Below are 23,752 nucleotides of genomic sequence, written 5' to 3' on the forward strand. Positions count from 1 at the left end.
GTGTACTTCACGGTACGCGACCGGGCGGACACCGACCAGGGCCGTCACGGCCCGGGCCGTGACCGGAAAGGGGGATCGGCCGCCCGTACGGGATAAAGTCTGTTCGAGAACACACAGGAGGATTTCGAGTTGATCTACGGCGCCATGAAGTTCTCCATCGGGGGATCGCTGAAGCTCGCCTTCAGGCCCTGGGTGGAGGGCCTGGAGAACATTCCGGCCGAGGGCCCCGCGATCCTCGCGAGCAACCACCTGTCCTTCTCGGACTCCTTCTTCCTGCCCGCGGTGCTCGACCGCAAGGTCACCTTCATCGCCAAGGCCGAGTACTTCACCTCGCCCGGGGTCAAGGGCAGGCTGACCGCCGCCTTCTTCAAGGGCGTCGGGCAGCTCCCGGTCGACCGCTCGGGTGCCCGGGGCGCCGGCGAGGCGGCGATCAAGGCGGGCATCGAGGTCGTCGAGTCGGGCGGCCTCTTCGGCATCTACCCGGAGGGCACCCGCTCGCCCGACGGGCGGCTCTACCGCGGCAAGCCCGGCGGCCTCGCCCGGGTGGCGCTCGCCACCGGGGCGCCGGTCATCCCCGTCGCCATGATCGACACGGAGAAGATCCAGCCGCCCGGCAAGGTCGTCCCCAAGCTGATGCGCCCGGGCATCCGGATCGGCGCGCCGCTCGACTTCAGCCGTTACCACGGCATGGAGGGCGACCGCTTCATCCTGCGCTCGGTGACCGACGAGGTCATGTACGAGATCATGAAGCTCTCCGGCCAGGAGTACGTCGACATCTACGCCACGGCCGCCAAGCGGGCCATCGCCGAGGCGGAGAAGGCGGAGAAGGCGGCCCGGGCCGAGGCCGAGAAGGCGCAGAAGTCGCAGCGGCCGGCCGCGTAGCGGGACCCGTCGCGGGGACCTGGGGGTGGGGGAGATGACCGGACGCGAACGCGTCGTGCGGATGTCGGTGGAGCTGCCGCTGTGGCGCGCGCTCGTCGGCTACCGCCTGCTGACCATGGTGTACGCGGTGCTGCTCTTCGTCTTCTCCCGGGAGAAGTTCGAACGGCCCCAGGTCGCGGTCGGCTTCCTCGCCGTGATGGTCGTCTGGACCCTGGCCACGCTGCCCCGGGTGAAGAACGCGGCCCGCTGCACCCGCCCGTTCCTGATCGCCGACCTCACCGTGGCGCTCACCGGCATCCTGCTGACACCCCTCGCCGACGAACAGGCGCAGAGCGTGGACGGCCCCACCCTGCCGTCGATCTGGACGGCGGGCGCCGTGCTCGCCTTCGCGCTCAAGGGCGGCTGGCGGTGGGCCGGCATCGCCTCGTCGCTGGTCGCCGTCGCCAACATCGTCGAACGCGGCGAGCCGAGCCGGGACACCCTGCACAACGTGCTGCTCGTCTGGGTCGCCTCCATCGCCATCGGCTACGTCGTCGAGGTCGCCCGGGCGTCCGAGCGCACCCTCGCCCGGGCGCTGGAGATCGAGGCGGCGACCCGGGAGCGCGAGCGGCTCGCCCGGGACATCCACGACAGCGTCCTCCAGGTGCTGGCCATGGTGCAGCGGCGCGGCACGGCGCTCGGCGGCGAGGCCGCCGAGCTGGGCCGGATGGCGGGCGAGCAGGAGGTCGCGCTGCGCAGCCTGGTCGCCGGCGGGCTGGTGCCCCCGTCCCGGCTGAGCGACGACGAGTCGCTGGGGGCCGTCGTGCGCACCGTGGAGGTGCCGGACGACGACGATCCGGGCCCGGTCGACCTGCGCACCCTGCTGACGCCGCACGCCGGCGCCCGGGTGACCCTGTCCGAGCCGGGCGCCCCGGTGCTGCTGGAGCGCCCGGTCGCCCGGGAACTGGCGGCGGCGGCCGCGGCCGCGCTGGACAACGTGCGCCGGCACGCGGGACCGGACGCCCAGGCGTGGATCCTGGTCGAGGAGTGGCCGGGCGAGGTGATCGTCACCGTCCGCGACGACGGGCCGGGCATCGCGGCGGGCAGGCTCGCCCAGGCCGAGGGCGAGGGGCGGCTGGGGGTGGCCCAGTCCATCCGCGGCAGACTGCGTGACCTGGGCGGCACGGCCGAGCTGATCTCGGTACCCGGCCAGGGCACCGAGGTCGAGTTGAAGGTTCCACGGGGGAAGGCGGAGAGATGAGCGAGACGCAGACGATCAAGGTGATGGTCGTCGACGACCACCCGATGTGGCGGGACGCGGTGGCCCGCGACCTGGCGGCGGCCGGCATGGAGGTGGTGGCCACGGCGGGCGACGGCGCCCAGGCGGTCCGCCGGGCCAAGGCGGTCGTCCCCGATGTGCTGGTCCTCGACCTCAACCTGCCCGAGCTGCCGGGCGTGCGGGTCTGCAAGGAGCTGGTCGCCGCGCTGCCGGGGCTGCGGGTCCTGGTGCTCTCGGCCAGCGGGGAGCACGCGGACGTGCTGGAGGCGGTGAAGTCGGGCGCGACCGGCTATCTGCTGAAGTCGGCCAGCACCGAGGAGCTGACGGACGCGGTCCGGCGCACCGCGGTCGGCGACGCGGTCTTCACCCCGGGGCTCGCCGGCCTCGTCCTCGGCGAGTACCGCCGGCTGGCCTCCGAGCCCGGCCCCGCCCCCGGGGCCGACCAGCCGAAGGCCCCGCAGCTCACCGACCGGGAGACCGAGGTGCTGCGCCTGGTCGCCAAGGGGCTGTCGTACAAGCAGATCGCCGAACGGCTGGTGATCTCGCACCGCACCGTGCAGAACCACGTGCAGAACACGCTCGGCAAGCTCCAGCTCCACAACCGCGTCGAGCTGGTGCGGTACGCCATCGAGGCCGGCCTGGACGACGTCTGACGGGCACGGCCCGGGGCCGGACGGGGGCGCGGGCGCCCCGCCGGCCACGCGCCCGGGAATTCGCCATTCGCCGCATATCCGAGTGACCTGGCTCACCATGAGCGTGACGGTTATCGGGCTCACCCGGCGAAGGGAAGCTTCCATGCGCGTCGGAGTACTGACCGGGGGCGGCGACTGCCCCGGTCTCAACGCTGTCATCCGCGGTCTCGTCCGCAAGGGCGTCCAGGAGTACGCGTACGAGTTCGTGGGCTACCGCGACGGCTGGCGCGGACCCCTCGAAGGCGATCTGATCCCGCTCGACATCCCCGCCGTCCGGGGCATCCTGCCCCGCGGCGGCACGATCCTCGGCTCCTCGCGCACCAACCCCCTGGGGCAGCCCGACGGCATCCGCCGCATCAAGGACAACCTCGCCAAGGACGAGATCGACGCCCTGGTCACCATCGGCGGCGAGGACACCCTGGGCGTCGCGGCCAAGCTGTACGAGGAATACGGCATCAAGTGCGTCGGGGTGCCGAAGACCATCGACAACGACCTCTCCGCCACCGACTACACCTTCGGCTTCGACACCGCCGTCGGCATCGCCACCGAGGCGATCGACCGGCTCCACACCACCGCCGAGTCGCACATGCGCGTCCTGGTCGTCGAGGTGATGGGCCGTCACGCGGGCTGGATCGCCCTGCACTCCGGTCTCGCGGGCGGCGCCAACGTCATCCTGATCCCCGAACAGCGCTTCGACGTCGAGCAGGTGTGCGCCTGGGTGTCCTCCCGCTTCCGGGCGAGCTACGCGCCGATCGTCGTGGTGGCCGAGGGCGCGATGCCGCAGGACGGCGACGCGGTCCTCAAGGACGGCTCGCTCGACTCCTTCGGCCATGTGCGGCTCTCCGGCGTCGGCGAGTGGCTCGCCAGGGAGATCGAGCGGCGGACCGGCAAGGAGGCCCGGACGACGGTTCTCGGCCATGTGCAGCGCGGCGGCACCCCGAGCGCCTTCGACCGCTGGCTGGCCACCCGCTTCGGGCTGCACGCCGTCGACGCCGTGCGCGACGGCGACTTCGGCATGATGGTCGCGCTGCGCGGCACCGACATCGTCCGCGTCCCGATCGCCGAGGCCACCGCGCGGCTGAAGACCGTGGACCCCGCCCTGTACGAGGAGGCCGGCGTCTTCTTCGGCTGAACCGCGCCGGGCCGTGCGCCCTTCCCGCGCCGCGGGCCGTATATTCGCGATGTCCGGTCCGCCCGCATTCGCGCCGTACGGCTCGCGGTACGCGTCACCCGCAGTACGCACCAGGGGAGAAACCGTGGAAGTCCTTGCCTTCGGGGTCCAGGCCGACGAGAAGCCGCTGATCGAGGCGGCGTTCGACGGACACCACGAGGTGCGCTGCGTCGGTGTCTTCCTCGACGCGGACACCGCGGCCATGGCGGCGGGCTACGAGGCGATCTCCACCAGCGTGAACGCCCGCCTGGACGCCGGGGTCCTCCAGACCCTGGCCGTCGGCGGCACGGCGATGATCGCCCAGCGCTCCACCGGCTTCAACAACATCGACCTCGACGTCGCCGAACGCCTCGGACTGACCGTGGCCCGGGTGTCGTACTACTCCCCGTACTCCGTGGCCGAGTTCGCCTGGACGCTGGCGATGGCGGTCAACCGGCGGATCGTCCGCGCGTCCAACCGGACCCGGGACTTCGACTTCCGCCTCGACGGGCTGATGGGACGCGACCTGCGCGGCCGCACCGTCGGCGTGGTCGGCACCGGCAAGATCGGCGAGGCGTTCGCCCGGATCGCCCACGGCTTCGGCATGCGCCTGCTGGGCTGGGACATCGCCCCCAACCCCGCCTGCGCCGAACTGGGCATGACCTATGTGCCCAAGGAGGACCTGTTCGCCGCCTCCGACGTGATCAGCCTCCATGTGCCGCTGCTGCCCGCCACCCAGCACCTGATCGGCGCCGACGCGCTCCGCCTGATGAAGGACGACGCCATCCTGGTGAACTCCAGCCGCGGCGGCCTGATCGACAGCGAGGCCCTCGTCACCGAGCTGCGCAAGGGCCGCTTCACCGGCGTCGGGCTCGACGTCTACGAGGCGGAGGCCGGGCTGTTCTTCCTCGACAAGTCGCTGGAGGCCGTCGACGACGACACCCTCGCCCGGCTGGTCACCTTCCCCAACGTGGTGGTCACCTCCCACCAGGCGTACTACACGACGGACGCGGTCACCCAGATCGTGGACACCACCGTCGCCAACATCGACGACTGGGCGGCCGGCAGGCGCAGCGAGAACGTGCTGGTCCCCGCCGCGCCCGCGCCCCCGGCCTGAGCGGGGCACCGCGCCCGGCCGGGCCGGCCGGGCCGGCCGGTCAGCCCACCAGGACACCGGCCAGCAGCGTCGCCGTGAGCGCGGCGCCGTTCATCGTCAGCACCGACTCGGGGTGGAACTGCACCCCCGCGAAGCCCTCGCCGCGCAGCGCGTGCACATCGCCGCTCACCGGGTCGCGGCTCAGCTCGATCCGGTGCATCGCCAGCTCCGCCGCCGTCCGCTCGTCGCAGCGCGCGGTGAAGCTGTTGTAGAACCCGACCGTCTCGGGCCGCCCGAAGAAGTCGATCCGCTCCTGCGCGCCCTGGTGGGGGGCGTCCTTGCGGATGATGTCCAGCCCCAGCTCCGCCGCCAGCAGCTCGTGCCCCAGGCAGACGCCGAGCAGGGAGGGGCGGGCCGCGGTGCCCGGGACGGGCGGCAGGGCCCCGGGCCGGTGGCCCGTCAGCAGATCGCGGGTGAGCCCCCGCAGGAACGCCATCCGGGGGTCGGTGACGTCCGACGGGTCGCCCGGACCGGGCCCCAGGACGACCGGTCCCCGGTGGGCGAGCGCCGCCTCCCGCAGTCCCGGCGCGTCGAAGCGCGCCACGGTCACCTCCAGCCCGGTCGAGCGCAGCAGATGCGCCAGCATCGCCGTGAAGGTGTCCTCGGCGTCCACCACCAGGCAGTGCCCTTCGAGATCGGCCGACCGCTGCTGCATCCGCAGCCAGAACGGCGCGAGCTGGGACCTGCGGGCGTCCAGCGCCGCGCGCACCCGCGGGTCGTCCGCCAGCCGGGGCGGCTCCCCGTCGCCCGCGGGCCGCCCCGGCCGCACGCCCAGCGCGGCGAGCACCGCCGCGGCCTTGGCGTGGGTCTCGGCCACCTCGCCCAGCGGATCGGAGTGCCGCACCAGGGTCGCGCCCACCGGCACCCGCAGCGCGCCGTCCGCGCCGATGTCGGCGGTCCGGATCAGGATGGGGGAGTCCAGCGTCTGCGCGCCCGTCGCGTCCCGCCCGATCAGGGCCAGCGCCCCCGCGTAGTAGCCGCGGGCCACCCCGTCCGGGCCGACCGGCTCGTGGCGTTCGATGACCCGGCAGGCGTTCTCCAGGGGAGAGCCGGTCACCGTGGCCGCGAACATCGTCTCCTTCAGCACCTCCCGCACGTCCAGCGAGGACCGGCCGCGCAACTCGTACTCGGTGTGCGCGAGATGGGCCATCTCCTTCAGCCGCGGCCCGACGACCACCCCGCCCATGTCGCCGACCGTGCACATCATCTTCAGCTCCTCGTCGACCACCATGGAGAGCTCCTCGCGCTCCTTGCGGTCGTCCAGGAAGGCCAGCAGCGACTCGGCGTCGGGGCCGCCTTCCGGGTAGCGGAAGGTGCCGCTGATCGGGTTCATCACGACCGTCCCGCCGGACATCCGCACATGGACCTCGGGGCTCGCCCCGACCAGCGTGCGCTCGCCGGTGTGCACCACGAACGTCCAGTACGCGCCCCGCTCGCCGGCCAGCAGCCGCCGGAACAGGGCCAGCGCGTCCGCCCGCCCGAAGCCGGGGATGCTCCCGGTGAAGGTCCGCCGGATGACGAAGTTGGCGCCCTCGCCCCGGCCGATCTCCTCCTCGATCACCCGCCGCACGACACGGGCGTACTCCTCGTCGCCGGTGTCGAACGCGCCGCCCTCGACGCGCACCTCGTGGCGGGGGAGCGCCTCCAGCGCCTCGGCGAGGGGGAGTTCACGGGTCTCCTCGGCCACCAGCACGGCCAGCGGCGTGCCGTCGTCGGTCACCCGGAAGCCGCGCTCGGCGATCTGACGGAACGGGACGAGCGCCAGCGCGGGTGTGTCGCCGACCGGGATGTCGGCCAGGCGGCCCACCTCGTGGACGGCGCCGATCAGCACCTCGACGGTGTCGTGGTCGCGCCCCGGCGTCCTGCGGTGCAGCAGGGCGAACGGGGGGCAGTCGTCGTCGAGCAGTCTGCCGATGGTCATGCGGGGTGTTCCTTCCGGGTGGGAGGAACGGCCGCGGTCCCCGGAGAAAAGGGAGAAGGCCGCCCCTCGGGCGGCCTTCGTGATCCGGTGCTGCGCGCGATCAGGAGGTGGGCCGCCGAAGAGCGGGCCACCACCAGTTCTGGATCTGCTGCGCGAACATGACGCCGACCCTAACGCATCCGCCCGCGTCCGCGGGGCGCATCCCGTGGGAGGGACGGCCCCGCAGGCGCGGGCGGAGTGCTGCGGGCGGGCGGCGGGGCCGCCTCCGGTCAGATCAGGTTGTTGTAGATCTGCCAGCCGCCGCCGACCGAGGACCGGGCGGCGAAGGGGGCGGCCGGGTTGCCGGTGCCCTTGTAGAACCAGAGCGCCCCGGACGGCTCACGGCCGATCATGTCGGGGAAGCCGTCCTTGTTCAGGTCGCCGGTGGCCACCAGCGCGTTGAACATGTTCCAGCCGCCGCCGACCCGGACGCGCTTGGCGTACGGCGCGGTCGCGTTGCCGGTGCCCTTGTAGAACCACAGGTAGCCGGCGGTGTCGCGGCCGACGGCGTCGGTCTTGCCGTCCTTGTCGAGGTCGCCGAGGGCGAGGAGCATGTTGTAGGTCTGCCAGCCGTCGCCGATCTTCACCCGGCGGGCGAAGGGGGCGGCCGGGTTGCCGGTGCCCTTGTAGTACCAGAGCGCCCCGGACGGCTCACGGCCGAGCATGTCGGCGAGAGAGTCGCCGTCGAGGTCCTGCGACCCGACGATCATGTTGAACATGTTCCAGCCGGGACCGACCGCGACCCGCGCCTTGAACGGCTGGTTCCTGTTGCCGCTGCCCTGGTAGTACCAGAGGTTGCCCGAGGCGTCCCGCGCCACCAGGTCGCCGGTGCCGTCGGCGCGCAGCGGACCGAAGTCGGTGATCGCGGTGAAGCCCTGCCAGCCGCCGCCGATCCGGTAGCGGGAGTAGAACGGCGTCGTCGCGCTGCCGGTGCCCTGGTACTGGTACAGCGAACCGGAGGCGTCGCGGGCGAGCGCGTTGAAGCGGGTGGTGCCGTTGTCCGGGGCTGCGGGCGCGGCCTCGGTCAGGTCGGTGGACTTCACCCAGGCGAGCCGGTGGTTGTAGCGGATCGGGACGTAGGTGTCCGTCTTGCCGACCACCCGCACCTGCGCGGAGCCGAAGAAGTCGTCGCCCACGACCGCGTCGCCGGCCTTGGCGTACGCCTGGCCGCTCGCGACCGTGTACTTGGACAGGTGCGCCGGGTTGTCCGTCGGCGCGGACTGGCCGGTGCCGGTGTAGGCCGACGCCTCCGGGAAGGTGCGGCCGTAGATCTTCGCCCCGGCCACGGGCTTGACCAGGGTCCCTCCGGTGACCGGAGCGGTGTACTGGCCGCCCGGGTTGCGGAACCACGCCTTCTTCCCGCCGTACCAGATCGCCGTCCAGTCGTTCTTGGCCTCGGCGACGACGTAGGTGCCGCCCGCGACGACCTTGTTGCCCCAGTTCGGTCCCTCGGACCAGAGGTAGGACGGGAAGTACGGGTCGGTGATCGTCGCCGACGAGGTGGACGCCGAGGAGTAGAGGTACAGGAAGTTCGACGGGCGCGCGGCGACCGGCTTGGACGCGCCGCCGTAGGTCAGCGTGGGCTGGTTCGCCGTGGTGAACGGCGGCACCACGCGGACGAGCTGGCCCGCCTTGAGCGGACCGCCCGCGCCGCCGGCGCCGGTGGGCGCGCCGAGCAGCGACATGTAGTGGTTCCAGTCCCAGTAGGGGCCGGCGTCCCAGTGCATCCCGGCGACCTTGTCGTCGAGCTGCCCGGGGACCTCGTCGTGGCCGACGATGTGCTCGCGGTCCAGCGGCACCCCGTACTTGGCCGCCAGGAACTTCACCAGCGCGGCCGAGGACTCGTACTGCGGCTCGGTGTACCAGCTGCCCGCCTTGATGGCGTAGCCCTCGTGCTCGATGCCGATGTCGTGCATGTTCGCGGTCCAGTTGCCCGCGTGCCAGGCGATGTTCTTGTTCTCGACCATCTGCGTGACCAGGCCGTCGGAGGCGCGGATCAGGTAGTGCGCGCTGCCCCGGGCCGTGGCGCTCTGGAAGGCGCTGATGGTGCCCGCGTAGCTGCCCTCGGTGTCGTGCACCACGATCCGGCGGACGTCGAAGCCGCCGGCCGCGGCGGAACGGTTCGCCAGGGTGTAGTTGCGCTGCCCGGTGCTCGGGACCTCGGCGGGGACGTAGTTGCAGTTCAGTCCGGCCGGGCACTCGGGCGTCGGCACGGCCGTGGTGCTCGCGGTCGTCGCCAGCGGCACCTTCGACGGCTTGACCGGGTTCACCGAGGGGTCGGCGGGCAGGGTGAGCTGCTCGCCGTCGGCGGTGAGCCGCTTCTCGCCGGTGCGGATCGAGTCGAAGACGCGCTTCGCGAAGAGGTCGGCGCCCTTCTTGTCGGGCGACTGGCTGTACCGGGCCACGGCCGCGTACCACTGGTCCGCGTCGTCGGGCAGATCGCCGGTGGCCTGCTTCTGGTACTCCGCGAGCAGGGCGGCGCCGGCGCGGATGCTCTCCCCGGCGTCCGTCTTCACGGACTCCTCGGAGCCGTCGATCAGCTTCGCGGCCTCGTCCAGGGTGTGCAGCCGGGGGTCGTCGGTGTCGACCGTCTCGTCGGGCAGCGCCTTCAGGGCCGCCTCGCGGTCGAAGGTCTTCTCGATCTCGGGGTTGCCGCTCGCGTTCAGGTGCGCCAGGCGCTCCTTGGCGTCGTGCTGCTCGACGTCCCCGGGCTCGACGTTGGTGAGCCCCATGACGTTGTACGCGCCCGTGACGCTGGGCTCGCCGTCGTGCGACTCCCAGCGGGTCTGCCGGTAGGAGACCGCCATCAGCACGCTCTGGGGCACGCCGAACTCGCGGGCCGCGTCGGCGAACTGCGACTGGAGCGTCTCGGCGCGGGCCGGTCCCTTGTCGTCGCCGATCCCGACGAGGCCGGGCGAGGCCACCGCGACGGTGCCGATGGTCGCGGTGGCGACGACAGCGGCCGCCGCACCGTAAAAGAGTCGTTTCTTCTTGCGATCTCTGCGGTGACCCTGACTCACGCCCACCCCTGGTCTGTGTTGTGTTGTGTTCGGTTTCGACAGCGCGCCGCAGGGTAACACCACTCGTTCGAGCGAATGACCTCGGGGGACATTCCGGACGGCCGTCTCAGTGACTGGTCAGTGGGCCGGACACTTCCCGCGACCCCGTAATGTTGACAGCGTGACCGTGAACGCTAAGACCACCGCTACCGGTGGCAACACCTGGCGACACCTGCCCGCGGCGCAGCAGCCCGAGTACCCCGATGCCGAGGCTCTGCGCGATGTGATCGCGGACCTCGAGTCGTATCCGCCGCTCGTCTTCGCGGGCGAGTGCGACCAGCTGCGCGCCCGGATGGGAGCCGTCGCCAAGGGCGAGGCGTTCCTTCTCCAGGGCGGCGACTGCGCCGAGGCCTTCGATGCGGTGTCCGCCGACCACATCCGCAACAAGCTGAAGACCCTGCTCCAGATGGGTGCCGTGCTCACGTACGCCGCCTCGGTGCCGGTGGTCAAGGTCGGCCGGATCGCCGGTCAGTACTCCAAGCCCCGCTCCAAGCCGACCGAGACCCGCGACGGCGTCACGCTGCCGACCTACCGCGGCGACTCCGTCAACGGCTTCGACTTCACCGAGGCCGCGCGCATCCCGGACCCGGAGCGCCTGAAGCGGATGTACAACGCCTCCGCCTCGACGCTCAACCTGGTGCGCGCCTTCACCACCGGCGGTTACGCCGACCTGCGCCAGGTGCACGCCTGGAACCAGGACTTCGTGAAGTCGTCCCCCTCGGGCCAGCGCTACGAGCAGCTCGCCCGCGAGATCGACAACGCGCTGAACTTCATGAAGGCGTGCGGCACCGACCCGGCGGAGTTCCGCACGGTCGAGTTCTTCGCCTCCCACGAGGCGCTGCTGCTGGACTACGAGTCGGCCCTCACCCGGGTCGACTCCCGCACGGGCCACCTGTACGACGTCTCGGGCCACATGGTCTGGATCGGCGAGCGCACCCGCCAGATGGACGGGGCGCACATCGAGTTCGCCTCCCGGATCCGCAACCCGATCGGCATCAAGCTCGGCCCGACGACGACGGTCGACGAGGCCCTGGGCTACGTCGACAAGCTGGACCCGGAGCGCGAGCCCGGCCGGCTGACGTTCATCGTGCGGATGGGCGCCGACAAGGTCCGCGACAAGCTCCCCGAGCTGGTGGAGAAGGTCACCGCCTCCGGTGCGACCGTGGCCTGGGTGACCGACCCGATGCACGGCAACACCTTCGAGGCGGCCTCCGGGCACAAGACCCGCCGCTTCGACGACGTGCTCGACGAGGTCAAGGGCTTCTTCGAGGTCCACAAGGGCCTCGGCACCCACCCGGGCGGCATCCACGTCGAGCTGACCGGTGACGACGTCACCGAGTGCGTGGGCGGCGGCGACGAGATCTTCGTCGACGATCTGCACCAGCGCTACGAGACGGCCTGCGACCCCCGGCTCAACCGGAGCCAGTCGCTGGACCTCGCCTTCCTGGTCGCCGAGATGTACCGCGACCAGTAACGACGACACCACGACGACGGGGCGCGGATCGCTGTGATCCGCGCCCCATCGTCGTACTCCGGGCTTTTGCGCGCTCGGCGCGGCGGGTAAGGTTAGGTTAGCCTCACCGAAACAGGGAGGGGCTGACCCTTCGATCCGGCGCCGCCCCGGGAGGTGAACCGCGTGTACGTCTGCTCGTGCTTCGGCATCACGGAGAAGCAGGTCAAGGAACACGCGGCGGCCGGGGCCTGCACGCCCCGCCAGATCGCGTCGGTCTCCAAGGCGGGCACCGACTGCGGATCGTGCGTACGCCGCATCCAGGGCCTGCTCGGCCGGGGCGCCTGCCCCCGCCGTGAGCTGCTGGACCAGGGCGAGGCCGCCGGCGTACTGGCCGCCGATCCCCTGGCGCCCCCGCTGCCGGCCGCCGCCGCACTCGACGAAGCGGCCTGAGACCGCTCCGTGCGCCGAGGCGCGCCGGGCCGGTGCCGTGCGGGTGCCGCCGCCCCGAAGGACGTCACGGCAAACGCCGCCGCCGGGAAGACCGCCGTCAGCTCTCCGGCTGCTCGATGAGCTGGGCGATGTAGAGCGGTTCCCCGAGCTTCTCGACGAGTTCGAGCTGGGTGTCGAGGTAGTCGATGTGGTGCTCCTCGTCCTCCAGGATCGACTCGAAGATGTTGGCCGAGGTGATGTCCCCCTTGGCCCGCATGACCTCGATGCCCCGCTTGAGGCGGTCGATCGCCTCGACCTCCACCTGCCGGTCGGCCTGGAACATCTCCGTGACGGTCTGGCCGACGCGGACGTGGAACAGGCGCTGGTAGTTGGGCAGGCCGTCGAGGAAGAGGATCCGGTCGGTGAGGACCTCGGCGTGCTTCATCTCGTCGAAGGACTCGGCCCGGGTGTACTTGGCGAGCTTGGTCCAGCCGAAGTTCTCCTGCATCTTCGCGTGCAGGAAGTACTGGTTGATCGCGGTCAATTCGGCGGTCAGCTGCTCGTTGAGGAACTCGATGACCTCGGGGTCGCCCTGCATCGCAGAGGCTCCTTCCGCACGTATGACTGGGCAGGTCCCGCATCCTTGCATCGCGGCCGGTGACCGTCCAGTAAGTGCCTCCTTAGTAGGAGTTGCCCGAATGGGTCCGAACCTGGTCATGACCACCCCTCGCGGTCTGTCACCATGGATGACATGGGTCAGCCGGAGAGCCGGGAATACCGAGCACCACAGGGGTCCGAGCTTCCGCCGGGGCAGCGGCTGCAGCGCGGCTGGCCGGTCACCCACTACGGCCCCGTACCCAAGTTCAAGCCGGACCGCTGGGAGTTCAGGGTCTTCGGGGCCACCGCCGACGGCGACAAGCACTGCTGGAACCACGAGGAGTTCTCCGCCCTCCCGTTCGCCACCGTCGTCGCCGATCTGCACTGCGTCACGAAGTTCAGCATGCTGGGGGCCGAATGGGGCGGTGTGGCCGCCCGGACGGTGGTCGCCCTCGCCCCGCCGGCGCCGGCCGTCTCGCACGTCATGGTGTGGGCCGAGTACGGCTTCAGCGCGAACCTGCGGCTGGACGACTTCGTCTCCGAGCGCACCATCTTCGCCACCCACAAGGACGGTGAACTGCTCACCGCCGAGCACGGGTTCCCGCTGCGGCTCGTGGTCCCGCAGCTCTACGCGTGGAAGGGCCCCAAGTGGGTCCGCGGCATCGAGTACATGACCGCCGACCGGCGCGGATTCTGGGAGGAGCGCGGCTACCACAACGTCGGCGACCCCTGGAAGGAGCAGCGCTACTCCTACCAGGAGGAACCGGGGGACGGCCCGGAGCTCTGAGGCCCCGGGCGGCTCAGTGGTACCGGTGGACCACCGCGTGCCCCTTGCCGCGGCCGATCAGCCACTTGTTCACCGGGGTGGTGATCAGGAAGGCGACGAAGAAGGCGAAGGCCAGCGCGCCCCAGAACAGCGCGTCGGACAGATGGGCGTCCATGGCGCCGGGGACCAGCAGCAGGACACCGTTGTCGACGATCTCCATCACGGTGATCGAGAGGGTGTCGGCGGCCAGCGCGACGCCGACGGCGGCCCTGAGGCCCAGCCCGGCGCGGGTGACCGCCCACAGGGTGAGCGAGTAGCCGAAGAAGAAGGCCAGCACGATCGCGAGGACCATCGTGGGGGCGTTGCCCCAGCCCAGCGCCGTGCCGATGATCATGCCGAGCACCTCGCCGATGGCGCAGCCGGTGAGGCAGTGCAGGGTGGCCCGGACCGCGGTGCCCCAGCCGGTGGTGGCGTGAGCGGTGTGGTGGCCGTGGTCTCCGTGGCCGGTGTGGTCCCCGTGGGCTCCGTGCCCCTCGTGCCGGGCCCGGCCGCCGGTCTCGTCGTGACCGGTGCCGTGGCCGGTGCGGTGGCCGGTGTGGTGGTGCGACCGGTCCGGTTCGTGCTCTCCGTGCTGCTGCATGGCTCTGCCCCCACGTCGGATGACGGTTCCTGTCGAACACAGGAACCGTATACCCCCCTGGGGTATTCCCTCAAGCGGGGACACGCGGGTCAGCGCAGCGCCTTCAGCCGCGCCACGTCCGCGGCGTGCCCCTCCTTCCCGCCGGGCGTCTCGATGATCAGCGGCACCCCCGCCGTCGCCGGATGGGCCAGCAGCGCGGCGAACGGCCGCTCGCCGATCGTCCCCGCCCCCACGTTCGCGTGACGGTCCTTGTGCGCACCCGCCACGTCCTTGGAGTCGTTGGCGTGGATCAGCTTCAGCCGTCCCTCCCCGACCGTGGCCACCAGCTCGTCCAGGGTGCGCGCCACCCCGTCCGGCGCCGCGAGGTCGTGGCCCGCCGCGTGGATGTGACAGGTGTCCAGGCAGACGCCGAGCTTCGGGTGGGAGTCCAGCGCCGCGAAGTACGGGCCGAAGTCCTCGGCCAGCGCGCAGAGCGACGACCCCTGGCCGGCCGTGGACTCCAGCAGCAGGAAGGGGTCGTCGTCGTGGGTCAGCTCGTCCAGCAGCGGCAGCATCCGCTCCCGCACCTGCGCGAGCGCCACCTCCCGGGTGCGGCCCCCGGTCGCCGAGCCGGTGTGCACCACCACGCCGAGGGCGCCTATCCGCCGGGCCCGGCGCAGCGAGTGCCGCAGCGACAGCACCGACTGCTCCACCGTGGCCTCGGTGTGCGAGCCGAAGTTGATCAGGTACGGCGCGTGCACCCAGGCGGACAGCCCCTCCTCGGCGCACCCGGCCAGGAACTTCTCGTCCTCGGCGGGACGCCCCGCGGGCAGCGCCCACCCCCGGGGATTGGCGACGAACACCTGGACCGCCTCGGCCGCCAGCTCCCGCGCGTAGGCGAGACCGGTCGTGGCGAGGCCGCCGGCCACGGGGACGTGGCCGCCGACGGGGTTGCGCATGAGTGACCAGGGCCTCTCGTTCGGATCTTGGCGGGCTCGCGTGCCCTGGAACGTACTCTCCCAGCTACCGCTGGGAGGGGCCCCCATGCCGCGTTGTCGTCGGTCGCCGACGCTCCGCGTGGACTCTCCCCCTGGCCTTCGGCCGGGAGGTGCCCCCATCCTCCGCCTTGCGATCGCACGCACCAGAACTCGCTCCCTGATCCGCCCTGATCCAAACGAAAGACCCTAGAGTCCCTTGATCTTGATGACGATCTCACTGCCCTCGGGGGCCCGGCCGCCGCCCGCGACGGACTGGCTCTCCACCGTGTCGCCGAGGAACGGGAACTTCTTCTCGGCCTTCACCGTGAACCCGGCCGCCTCCAGCGCGGCGGTGGCGTCGTCCACGCCGTCGCCCACCACGTCGGGGACGGCGACCAGCCGCGGGCCCTTGGAGAGCGTCAGCGTGATCGTGTCGCCGCCCGCGAGCCGGGTGCCCTCGGCCGCCGACTGCCGGGCGACCGTACCGGCCTCGCCCGGGGAGTGGACGCGCTCGTCGGCGATCACCACCTTCAGGCCGGCCCCCTCCAGCTCCTCGGTGGCGGCCTCGGCGCTGTCACCCGTCACATCGGGGACGTCGACCGGGGCGCCGCGGCTGACCACCAGGGCGACCGCGGTGTCCGGGCCGCGGCTGCTGCCCGCCTCCGGGTCCGTGCGGATCACCGACCCCTGCTGCACGGTCTCGTCGAACTCCCGGGACACCGCGCCCGGCGCGAGACCCGCCTTGCGCAGTTCGCGCCGGGCGTCGTCGAGCGGGCGGCCGGCCACGTCGGGGACCTCCACGATCCGGGGGCCGCGGGAGACGATCAGCGTCACCGAGCCGTTGCCGCGGATGCGCGCGTTGGTGCCCGGGTCGCTGTTGATCACCGATCCGCGCGGCACCGTCTCGCTGAAGTCGTGCCGGACCGAGCGCACGTCCAGCCCGGCGGCGTCCAGCCGGCCGCGGGCGTCGCTCTCGGTCTTGCCGATCAGCGCCGGCACCCGGGTGAACTGCCCGGAGTTGATGTACCAGACGCCCGTGCCGATCCCGAGCACGGCGACGACGGCGATCACCAGCGCCAGCGTCCCGCGCCGCTGCCCCAGCGCGCCGAGCCCGGGCAGGGTCCGGCGCGGCGGACGCGACGGCGGAGCGGCCGGCGGCGGGACGGTGAGCCGGGCGGTGTGCCGGACACCCGGCTCCTCCCGGGGCACGGCGCGCGGCAGCACGTCCGTCCGCTCGTCCTCGGGCCCGGCGGCCGGCCGGGCCTCCCCGGGGCCGTCCGCGGCGAGCGTGTGCGGCGGCGCCGCGTCGAGCTGCGCGTCGTCCATGGCCGCCCGCGCCTCGCGGGCCTGCGCCAGCAGCGCGACCGCGTCGTGCGGGCGGACCTCCGGATTGCGGGCGGTCGCGCTCGCCACCAGCTCGTCGAGCTCGACGGCCAGCCCGGGGAAGGCTGCGGAAGGGGCGGGGACGTCCTCGTTGAGATGCAGATAGAGCACCTGGGCCGGCGTGTCGCCGCCGTGCGGCTTGCCGCCGGTCAGCATCTCGTACAGCACCACGCCGCAGGCGTAGACGTCGGCGCGGGTGTCGGCCGTGCCGTACTCGATCTGCTCCGGGGCGAGGTAGGAGACCGTGCCGAGGACCGTGCCCGAGGTGTTCGTCACCGAGTCCACCGCGCGGACGAGGCCGAAGTCGGCGACCTTCACCCGGCCGTCGTCCCCGATCAGCACGTTCTCCGGCTTCATGTCCCGGTGCACGAACCCGGCCCGGTGGGCCGCGCCCAGCGCGGCGAGCACCGGCTCCAGGATGTCCAGCGCCGCCCGGGGCGGCAGCGCGCCGCGCTCGCGCAGGACGTCCCGCAGGGTGCAGCCCTCGACGTACTCCATGGCGAGGTAGACGTACGCGCCCTCGGCGCCCTGGTCGAAGACGCCCACCACATTGGGGTGCGCCAGCCGGGCGACGGACTTGGCCTCGCGGATGAAGCGCTCGACGAAGGTCGCGTCCGCGGCCAGCGCCGGGTGCATCACCTTCAGCGCGAGCACGCGGTCGAGGCGGGTGTCGACGGCCCGGTAGACCGTGGCCATCCCGCCGACGGCGATGCGCCCCTCGACGCGGTAGCGGCCGTCGAGCAGCATCCCGACGAGGGGGTCCTTGAGGGTCGTGTCCACGGGGAGAGTCTACGAGCCGGTACGGGAGCGGTGGACGGGCCGGTGAGGGCTGCGACGGAGCTGTGACAGGGGACTCTCCGCCCCGTGACCCCGTGACCCCGTGCCCCCGCGCCCCCGGGCGGGGTCACGGGCTCAGAACGCGGGGCGCTCCGGATCCAGGTCCGCCCGGCCCTCGTGCGGGGAGGACGCCTCGGCGAAGTGCCGCACCGGGATCCGGCCCGCCCGGCGCGCCAGCCGGCCCGCCTCGACCGCGTGCCGCATCGCCTCCGCCATCAGCACCGGCTCCTGCGCCCGGGTCACCGCCGACGCCAGCATCACCGCGTCGCACCCCAGCTCCATCGCCACCGTCGCGTCCGAGGCCGTCCCGGCGCCCGCGTCGAGGATCACCGGCACACCGGCCTGCTCCACGATCAGCCGGAAGTTGTGCGGATTGCGGATGCCGAGCCCGGAGCCGATCGGCGAGCCGAGCGGCATGACCGCCGCGCAGCCCACCTCCTCCAGCCTCCTGGCCAGCACCGGGTCGTCGTTGGTGTACGGAAGCACCGTGAAGCCGTCGTCGACCAGCGTCTCCGCGGCCTCCAGCAGCTCGACGCCGTCCGGCAGCAGGGTGCGCTCGTCGGCCACCACCTCCAGCTTGATCCAGTCGGTGCCGAGCGCCTCCCGCGCGAGCCGGGCGGTGAGCACCGCCTCGCCCGCGGTGAAGCAGCCCGCGGTGTTCGGCAGCACCCGGATGCCCAGCCGGTCCAGCACGGACAGCACCGAGCCGTGCACCGTCGGGTCGAGCCGGCGCATCGCCACGGTCGTCAGCTCCGTGCCGCTGGCGGCCAGCGAGCGCTCCAGCACGTCGAGGCTCGGCGCCCCGCCGGTGCCCATGATCAGACGCGAGGAGAAGGCCGTGCCGCCGATGGTGAGCAGATCGTCCGCCATGGCTCAGCCCCCCTGCACCGCGGTCAGGACCTCGACCCGGTCGCCCTCGCCGAGCCGGGTCGCGGCCCACTCGCCGCGGGGCACCACGCTCTCGTTGACGGCCGCCGCCACCCCGGAGGGCGCGGCGCTCAGCGCGGCCACGACCGCGTCCAGGGTGGTGCCGGCGGCGAGCTCCCGGGCTTCGCCGTTGACGGAGATGTTCATACGGGCTGTTCCTGTCGTACGGAGGGGATGCGCGGGGGGCCGCCGGCGAAGCGGCCCGGGCGGAACGGGCGTGCCTCGTCGGGCACCTCACCGTCGGCGAGCGCGGTGGCCATCACATCGCCCGTCACCGGGGTGAGCAGCACGCCGTTGCGGTAGTGGCCGGTCGCCAGCAGCAGGCCGGGCAGCGCGGTGAAGCCCAGCAGCGGCGCGTTGTCGGGGGACGCGGGCCGCAGGCCGGCGCGGGTCTCGGTGAGCGGCAGCTCGGTGATGCCGGGCACCAGTTCATGGGCGTCGCGCAGGAGTTCGTACACCCCGCCGGCGGTGACCGAGGTGTCCCAGCCGAGCTCCTCGCTGGTCGCGCCGATCACCAGCTCGCCCGACTCCCGGGGCACCAGGTACACCTGGCTGCCGCGCACCACGGCGCGGACGGTGCGCGAGAGGAACGGCGCGAAGGCGGGCGGCACGGTCAGCCGCAGCACCTGGCCCTTGACGGGGCGCACCGGCGGCAGCACCTCGTCGGGCACCCCGTCGAGCCGGCCGCTCATGCTGCCGCCCGCCAGGACCACCTGCTCCGCCGCCAGGCGGGTGCCGTCCGCCAGCACCGCGCCGGTGGCCCGGTCGTGCTCCACGGTGAGCCGCCGCGCCCAGTGGCGCCTCAGCACGACGCCCGCCCGCTCGCAGGCCGTGACCAGCGCCGCGGCGAGCAGCCGCGGGTCCACCTGGTGGTCCCCGTCGACCCGCAGCCCGCCGCGCACACCCGGCGCGAGCATCGGTTCGAGCCGGCGGCACTCACGGCCGCTGAGCCAGGTGGACTCCAGCCCCGACCGGGTCTGCAGCGCGTGCAGTTCGCGCAGATGCGCCCGGTCGTCCGCGTCGAGGGCCACCGCGAGCGTGCCGCACGCCCGGTAGCCGACGCCCCGGCCGCTCGCCTCCTCCAGCTCCGCGGCGAAGTCCGGGTAGCGGCGCGCCGATTCGAGGTTGAGCGCGAGCAGCGTCTGCTCGCCGTAGTGGAGTTCGGTGACGGCGGCCAGCATGCCGGCGGCGACCCGCGCGGCCCCGCCGCCCGGACCCGGGTCGGCCACATGGACCGTGAGCCCCCGCCGCGCCGCGCGCCAGGCCGTCACGAGGCCGATGATGCCGCCCCCCACGACCAGGACGTCCGGCTGGTTCGCTGTACGGGACATGGGCGTCCAACCCCTCCCTTCGCCGGCATGACCCGGATCAGGTTCGTACGGTCGGAGGCCGCCCCAGCCTCCCTCTCAGCCCGGTGCGTCCGGGCTCCCGCGAGTGTCTTACGGTGGCCACCCTAAACCCCCGGCACACGGCTCGGTAAGGGAGCCGCCCGCTGCCGCGGGGCACGTACGGCACAGGAGGCCCCCCGTGGTGAGATCGCTCGACGGCCTGGTGATGGCACCGGTCGAGGACCAGTCGCCGGGCCAGGTCGGCACCCGCACCCGCTTCACGTACCACGAGCGGGACGGCCGGATCTGGGCCGGGTACGCGGGCGGCGACATCGTCCACGGGCATCTCGTCGGCACCCGCGAGGGCGACCGTCTCGACTTCCGCTACGTGCAGTTGAAGACCGACGGCACCACCTCCGGCGGGCACTGCGTCTCCGCCGTCGTGGCGCTGCCCGACGGCCGTGTGCGGCTGGAGGAGACCTGGGAGTGGGAGTCGCAGCCGGGCAGCGGCACCAGCGTCGTCGAGCAGACGGCCTCCTGACGTTCCGCCGGCCGTAGCCGGTCGCCCTCCCGTCCCGTCGCCCTCCCGTCCGGTCGTCCCGTCGGTCCGCCCACGGCGCCCGCCGGAGATTGCGGGACAGCCCTTAGGGTGGCCCGGTGGACGAGCGAATCGGCGGGACCTCGGAACGCGACGGCCGGACGGTGGTCGTGGTCGGCGCCGGCATGGCCGGGGTGCAGACGGCGGTCGCCCTGCGGGAGGCGGGCTTCACCGGACAGGTCACCCTGATCGGCGCCGAGCCGCACCAGCCGTACGACCGGCCGCCCCTCTCCAAGGCCGTCCTGCTCGGCACCGCGGAGGGCTCCGCCTTCGACATCGACTTCGACGACCTCGGCGTCGGCCTGCGCCTCGGCTGCGAGGTCACCGGTGTCCGCCCGGCCGACCACGAGGTGGACACCGAGGCCGGCCCCGTCCCGTACGACGTGCTGGTCCTCGCCACCGGCGCGGAGCCCGTCGACCTGCCCGGCGCCGAGGGGGTGCCCGGGGTGCACCTGCTGCGCACCCTCGACGACGCCGCCCGGCTGCGGCCCGTGCTGGAGAGGCGGCACGACATCGTGGTGGTCGGCGCCGGCTGGATCGGCGCCGAGTTCGCGACCGCCGCCCGGGAGGCCGGCTGCGCGGTCACCGTCGTCGAGGCCGCCGGACGGCCGCTGGCCGGCGCGCTGCCCGCCGAGGTCGTCGCGCCGATGACCCGCTGGTACGCCGAGGCCGGGGTGACCCTGCTCACCGGCGAGCGGGTGGCCGCGGTGACCGGGGAATCGGTCGTGCTGGCATCCGGGCGCACCCTCGCGGCCGACGCCGTCGTCGTCGGCATCGGAGCCCGTCCGGCGACCTCGGCGCTGGCGGGCAGCGGCATCGAGGTGGGGCCGGACGGCGCGGTCGTCGCCGACGACCGGCTGCGGACCTCCGCCCCCGGCGTCTACGCGGTGGGCGACTGCGCCTCCTACCCGTCCGCCCGCTACGGCCGGCGGCTGCTGGTGCACCACTGGGACAACGCCCTCCAGGGGCCCCGGACGGTCGCGGCGGACATCACCGGCGGCCCGGAGGGGGCCGCGGCGTACGACCCGGTGCCCTACTTCTGGTCCGAGCAGTTCGGCCGGTTCGTGCAGTACGCGGGCCACCACCAGGCCGCCGGGACCCCGCTGTGGCGAGGCGACCCCGACGCGGACGACGGCTGGTCGGTCCTGTGGCTGCGCGACGGCGCCCTGGCCGCCCTGCTCACCGTCGACCGGCCGCGGGACCTGGCCCAGGGCCGCAGGCTCCTCGCCTCGGGCGTCCGGCTGGACCCGGACCGCGCGGCCGACCCCTCGGTGCCGCTCAAGGCCGCCGCGCTCTGAGGCCGCTCACGGCCGCCGTTGCCCGGGGGCGGCCCGGCGGCGTGCGGGGAGGCGGGCGCGGGCCGGGCGACCGGGACCGGCGGATCAAGAGCCCGCTCGGAGGACGTCGGGTACCGACTGTCCGTCCAGGATGGCAGGCTTGTTCCCGTGACCGAGATTGACGCAAAAACCGATGCTCTCGTCCCCGCCTGGCTCCACCTGCCGGACATCGCGGACATGCTCGATGTCGAGGTGACGCGCGTGCGGCAGCTCGTCAAGGAGGGCCAGCTCATCGCCGTCCGCCGCGGTGAGAACCGGACCCTCCAGGTGCCCGCCGCCTTCATCGACGGCAACAAGGTGGTCAAGGGCCTCGCCGGCACCCTGACCCTGCTGCGGGACGACGGCTTCTCCGACGAAGAGATGCTGGAGTGGCTGTTCACCCCCGACCCGAGCCTGCCGGGCACCCCCGCGCAGGCCCTCGGGGAGAATCGCGGCACGGAGGTGAAGCGGCGGGCGCAGGCGCTCGCCGTCTGACACCTGCCGCAGCCCAGTTCGTCCAGCACCACCGGCACGCGGGTGCGGACCGGCCTCCCGGCCCGTCCGCACCCGTGCGCCGTCCGCCGCACCACTTCGGGGGGAAGCACCCATGTCCGTGTCCCAGCAGCTCGCCGACGCCCGGCTCTACCTGTGCACCGACGCCCGCAGGCGCCAGGGCGACCTGCCGGAGTTCCTCGACGCCGTGCTGGCCGGCGGGGTCGACGTCGTCCAGCTCCGCGACAAGGGCATGGAGGCGGGGGAGGAGCTGGAGCACCTCCGGGTCCTCGCCGACGCCTGCCGCCGCCACGGCCGCCTCCTCGCGGTGAACGACCGGGCCGACGTGGCCCACGCGATCGGCTCCGACGTCCTCCATCTGGGCCAGGGCGACCTCCCCGTGCCCGCCGCCCGCGCCATCCTCGGCGACGGTGTGCTGATCGGCCGCTCCACCCACGCCGAGGCCGAGGTGGACCGGGCCGCCGCCGAGCCCGGCGTCGACTACTTCTGCACCGGCCCCTGCTGGCCCACCCCCACCAAGCCCGGCCGCCACGCCCCGGGCCTCGGCCTGGTCCGGTACGCGGCCTCGCTCGGCACCGCCCGGCCCTGGTTCGCGATCGGCGGGATCGACGCGGGCAACCTCGACGAGGTGCTCGACGCGGGGGCCCGCCGGGTCGTCGTCGTGCGGGCGATCACCGAGGCGGACGACCCGGGGGCGGCGAGCGCGGAGCTGGCGAAGCGGATCCGGGCCCGGCTCTGACGACAGGGCCCGCCGCTGCCCGAGGACGGCGGGCCCGCTTCCGGAAAGCGCTCCCGGCGCCCCGGCGGGTGTCTCACGAGTGTCCAAGGGGTGGACGGGAGACCGGCAAACAGTGACAAAAAACCCCGATCCGGTTGGGTGACCCGCGCGGGGTGGCTAACCTGCCGTTATGGCCCTCGGCACTGCTTCCACCAGGACGGATCGCGCGCGCACCGTGCGCGACATGCTCGCCACCGGCGAGACCACGTATTCCTTCGAGTTCTACTCGCCCAAGAGCGACAAGGGCGAGCGGAACCTGTGGAACGCGCTGCGCAGGGTCGAGGCGGTCGGTCCCGACTTCGTCTCCGTGACCTACGGGGCCGGCGGCTCCACCCGCGCCGGCACGGTGAAGGCCACCCAGAAGATCGCCTCGGACTCCACCCTCACCCCGGTCGCCCACCTCACCGCCGTCGGCCACTCGGTGGCCGAACTGCGGAACATGATCGGCCAGTATGCGGACGCCGGCATCAGGAACATCCTCGCCGTGCGCGGAGACCCGCCGGGCGACCCGATGGCCGACTGGGTGAAGCACCCCGAGGGCGTCACCTACGCCGCCGAACTGGTCGAACTCATCAAGGACGCGGGCGACTTCTGCGTCGGGGTGGCCGCGTTCCCCGAGATGCACCCGCGGTCGGAGGACTGGGACACGGACATCCGGCACTTCGTGGACAAGTGCCGCGCGGGCGCGGACTACGCGATCACGCAGATGTTCTTCAGCCCGGACAACTATCTGCGGCTGCGTGACCGAGTCGTCGCCGCGGGCTGCGAGACGCCGATCCTCCCCGAGATCATGCCCCTGACCAGCGTCCGGCAGCTCGAACGCTTCCCCCAGCTCAGCAACGCGCAGATCCCCGGCGACCTGAAAGACAGGATCCTCGCGGTCAAGGACGACGCGGCCGCTGTACGCTCCATTGGCATCGAGTTCGCGACGGAGTTCTGCGCGAGGCTGCTTGCCGAGGGTGTCCCGGGGCTGCACTTCATCACGCTCAACAACTCCACCGCGACGCTCGAGATCTACGAGAATCTCGGACTGCACGAGCAGTTGTGACCGGCCGACTCCGCCCCGACCCGGGG

The 23,752-nt window shown here is 72.8% G+C and carries 23 protein-coding genes and 1 riboswitch; of the genes, 13 read left to right on the top strand and 10 right to left on the bottom strand.

The window, feature by feature from the left end; translation table 11 throughout:
• The first annotated feature begins 129 nt into the window (after positions 1 to 129).
• From JE024_RS25665 to JE024_RS25685, 5 genes are all read left to right on the top strand, one after another.
• On the top strand, positions 130 to 882 hold the full coding sequence (locus JE024_RS25665) for a lysophospholipid acyltransferase family protein (protein WP_205375848.1): 753 nt from the start codon (positions 130 to 132) through the stop codon (positions 880 to 882).
• 34 nt (positions 883 to 916) lie between these two features.
• Complete coding sequence (gene macS / locus JE024_RS25670; RefSeq protein ID WP_205375849.1) at positions 917 to 2,122, top strand: MacS family sensor histidine kinase; 1,206 nt, start codon at positions 917 to 919, stop codon at positions 2,120 to 2,122.
• Complete coding sequence (locus JE024_RS25675; protein WP_205375850.1) at positions 2,119 to 2,793, top strand: response regulator; 675 nt, start codon at positions 2,119 to 2,121, stop codon at positions 2,791 to 2,793. The genes macS and JE024_RS25675 overlap by 4 nt, the downstream gene beginning before the upstream one ends.
• Positions 2,794 to 2,935: 142 nt before the next feature.
• Positions 2,936 to 3,964, top strand: a complete 1,029-nt coding sequence (locus JE024_RS25680; protein ID WP_205375851.1) for a 6-phosphofructokinase — start codon at positions 2,936 to 2,938, stop codon at positions 3,962 to 3,964.
• A 124-nt stretch (positions 3,965 to 4,088) separates the two neighbouring features.
• On the top strand, positions 4,089 to 5,099 hold the full coding sequence (locus JE024_RS25685) for a 2-hydroxyacid dehydrogenase (protein ID WP_205375852.1): 1,011 nt from the start codon (positions 4,089 to 4,091) through the stop codon (positions 5,097 to 5,099).
• Positions 5,100 to 5,139: 40 nt separating this feature from the next.
• Here the strand turns inward: JE024_RS25685 and JE024_RS25690 are convergent, their stop codons facing one another.
• The 3 genes from JE024_RS25690 to JE024_RS25695 form a co-directional block, all read right to left on the bottom strand.
• Positions 5,140 to 7,059: an anthranilate synthase family protein gene (locus JE024_RS25690; RefSeq protein WP_205375853.1), complete on the bottom strand. Its 1,920-nt coding sequence runs from the start codon at positions 7,057 to 7,059 to the stop codon at positions 5,140 to 5,142.
• 100 nt (positions 7,060 to 7,159) lie between these two features.
• Entirely contained in the window at positions 7,160 to 7,261 is a 102-nt protein-coding gene (locus JE024_RS42660) for a trp operon leader peptide (protein WP_507232746.1), read from the bottom strand.
• Positions 7,262 to 7,328: 67 nt separating this feature from the next.
• On the bottom strand, positions 7,329 to 10,118 hold the full coding sequence (locus JE024_RS25695) for an N-acetylmuramoyl-L-alanine amidase (protein WP_205375854.1): 2,790 nt from the start codon (positions 10,116 to 10,118) through the stop codon (positions 7,329 to 7,331).
• A gap of 160 nt (positions 10,119 to 10,278) precedes the next feature.
• On the opposite strand from JE024_RS25695, the gene JE024_RS25700 reads away from it, so the two are divergent.
• Together JE024_RS25700 and JE024_RS25705 are read left to right on the top strand one after the other, a co-directional pair.
• Entirely contained in the window at positions 10,279 to 11,631 is a 1,353-nt protein-coding gene (locus JE024_RS25700; protein ID WP_205375855.1) for a class II 3-deoxy-7-phosphoheptulonate synthase, read from the top strand.
• A 162-nt stretch (positions 11,632 to 11,793) separates the two neighbouring features.
• A complete protein-coding gene (locus JE024_RS25705) occupies positions 11,794 to 12,060 on the top strand; it encodes a (2Fe-2S)-binding protein (RefSeq protein WP_372449839.1) in 267 nt (88 codons plus the stop codon).
• A gap of 97 nt (positions 12,061 to 12,157) precedes the next feature.
• Here the strand turns inward: JE024_RS25705 and bfr are convergent, their stop codons facing one another.
• Positions 12,158 to 12,637, bottom strand: coding sequence for a bacterioferritin (bfr, locus tag JE024_RS25710; protein WP_018486665.1), 480 nt, complete (start codon positions 12,635 to 12,637; stop codon positions 12,158 to 12,160).
• A gap of 153 nt (positions 12,638 to 12,790) precedes the next feature.
• Between bfr and JE024_RS25715 the strand changes: the two genes are divergently transcribed.
• Complete coding sequence (locus JE024_RS25715; protein ID WP_205375857.1) at positions 12,791 to 13,423, top strand: sulfite oxidase-like oxidoreductase; 633 nt, start codon at positions 12,791 to 12,793, stop codon at positions 13,421 to 13,423.
• Positions 13,424 to 13,436: 13 nt separating this feature from the next.
• Here the strand turns inward: JE024_RS25715 and JE024_RS25720 are convergent, their stop codons facing one another.
• From JE024_RS25720 to thiO, 6 genes are all read right to left on the bottom strand, one after another.
• Positions 13,437 to 14,042 (bottom strand): DUF4396 domain-containing protein, encoded by a 606-nt coding sequence (locus tag JE024_RS25720; RefSeq protein WP_205375858.1) that lies wholly within the window; start codon positions 14,040 to 14,042, stop codon positions 13,437 to 13,439.
• Positions 14,043 to 14,131: 89 nt separating this feature from the next.
• On the bottom strand, positions 14,132 to 14,980 hold the full coding sequence (locus tag JE024_RS25725; RefSeq protein ID WP_205375859.1) for a deoxyribonuclease IV: 849 nt from the start codon (positions 14,978 to 14,980) through the stop codon (positions 14,132 to 14,134).
• Between the two features lie 225 nt (positions 14,981 to 15,205).
• Positions 15,206 to 17,161 carry a Stk1 family PASTA domain-containing Ser/Thr kinase gene (gene pknB / locus JE024_RS25730; protein WP_205375860.1) on the bottom strand — a complete coding sequence of 652 codons (1,956 nt, stop codon included), beginning with the start codon at positions 17,159 to 17,161 and terminating at the stop codon, positions 15,206 to 15,208.
• A gap of 132 nt (positions 17,162 to 17,293) precedes the next feature.
• On the bottom strand, positions 17,294 to 18,088 hold the full coding sequence (locus JE024_RS25735; protein WP_205375861.1) for a thiazole synthase: 795 nt from the start codon (positions 18,086 to 18,088) through the stop codon (positions 17,294 to 17,296).
• Between the two features lie 3 nt (positions 18,089 to 18,091).
• The gene (gene thiS, locus JE024_RS25740) at positions 18,092 to 18,292 is read right to left on the bottom strand and encodes a sulfur carrier protein ThiS (RefSeq protein WP_205375862.1); all 201 of its coding nucleotides are present in this window, start codon (positions 18,290 to 18,292) and stop codon (positions 18,092 to 18,094) included.
• Positions 18,289 to 19,476, bottom strand: coding sequence for a glycine oxidase ThiO (gene thiO, locus JE024_RS25745; protein WP_205375863.1), 1,188 nt, complete (start codon positions 19,474 to 19,476; stop codon positions 18,289 to 18,291). Before thiO ends, thiS begins: the two co-directional genes overlap by 4 nt.
• Positions 19,473 to 19,587: riboswitch (TPP riboswitch) on the bottom strand. Its footprint overlaps the gene before it by 4 nt.
• A gap of 85 nt (positions 19,588 to 19,672) precedes the next feature.
• On the opposite strand from thiO, the gene JE024_RS25750 reads away from it, so the two are divergent.
• From JE024_RS25750 to metF, 5 genes are all read left to right on the top strand, one after another.
• Positions 19,673 to 20,014 carry an avidin-fold protein gene (locus tag JE024_RS25750; RefSeq protein ID WP_205375864.1) on the top strand — a complete coding sequence of 114 codons (342 nt, stop codon included), beginning with the start codon at positions 19,673 to 19,675 and terminating at the stop codon, positions 20,012 to 20,014.
• A gap of 161 nt (positions 20,015 to 20,175) precedes the next feature.
• Complete coding sequence (locus tag JE024_RS25755) at positions 20,176 to 21,369, top strand: NAD(P)/FAD-dependent oxidoreductase (RefSeq protein WP_205376728.1); 1,194 nt, start codon at positions 20,176 to 20,178, stop codon at positions 21,367 to 21,369.
• A 147-nt stretch (positions 21,370 to 21,516) separates the two neighbouring features.
• Positions 21,517 to 21,882, top strand: a complete 366-nt coding sequence (locus JE024_RS25760) for an Rv2175c family DNA-binding protein (protein WP_205375865.1) — start codon at positions 21,517 to 21,519, stop codon at positions 21,880 to 21,882.
• A 112-nt stretch (positions 21,883 to 21,994) separates the two neighbouring features.
• The gene (gene thiE, locus JE024_RS25765; protein WP_205375866.1) at positions 21,995 to 22,639 is read left to right on the top strand and encodes a thiamine phosphate synthase; all 645 of its coding nucleotides are present in this window, start codon (positions 21,995 to 21,997) and stop codon (positions 22,637 to 22,639) included.
• A gap of 169 nt (positions 22,640 to 22,808) precedes the next feature.
• Positions 22,809 to 23,726, top strand: a complete 918-nt coding sequence (gene metF / locus JE024_RS25770) for a methylenetetrahydrofolate reductase [NAD(P)H] (RefSeq protein WP_205375867.1) — start codon at positions 22,809 to 22,811, stop codon at positions 23,724 to 23,726.
• Positions 23,727 to 23,752: the final 26 nt, after the last annotated feature.

This window comes from Streptomyces zhihengii, assembly GCF_016919245.1.
Lineage (GTDB): Bacteria > Actinomycetota > Actinomycetes > Streptomycetales > Streptomycetaceae > Streptomyces > Streptomyces zhihengii.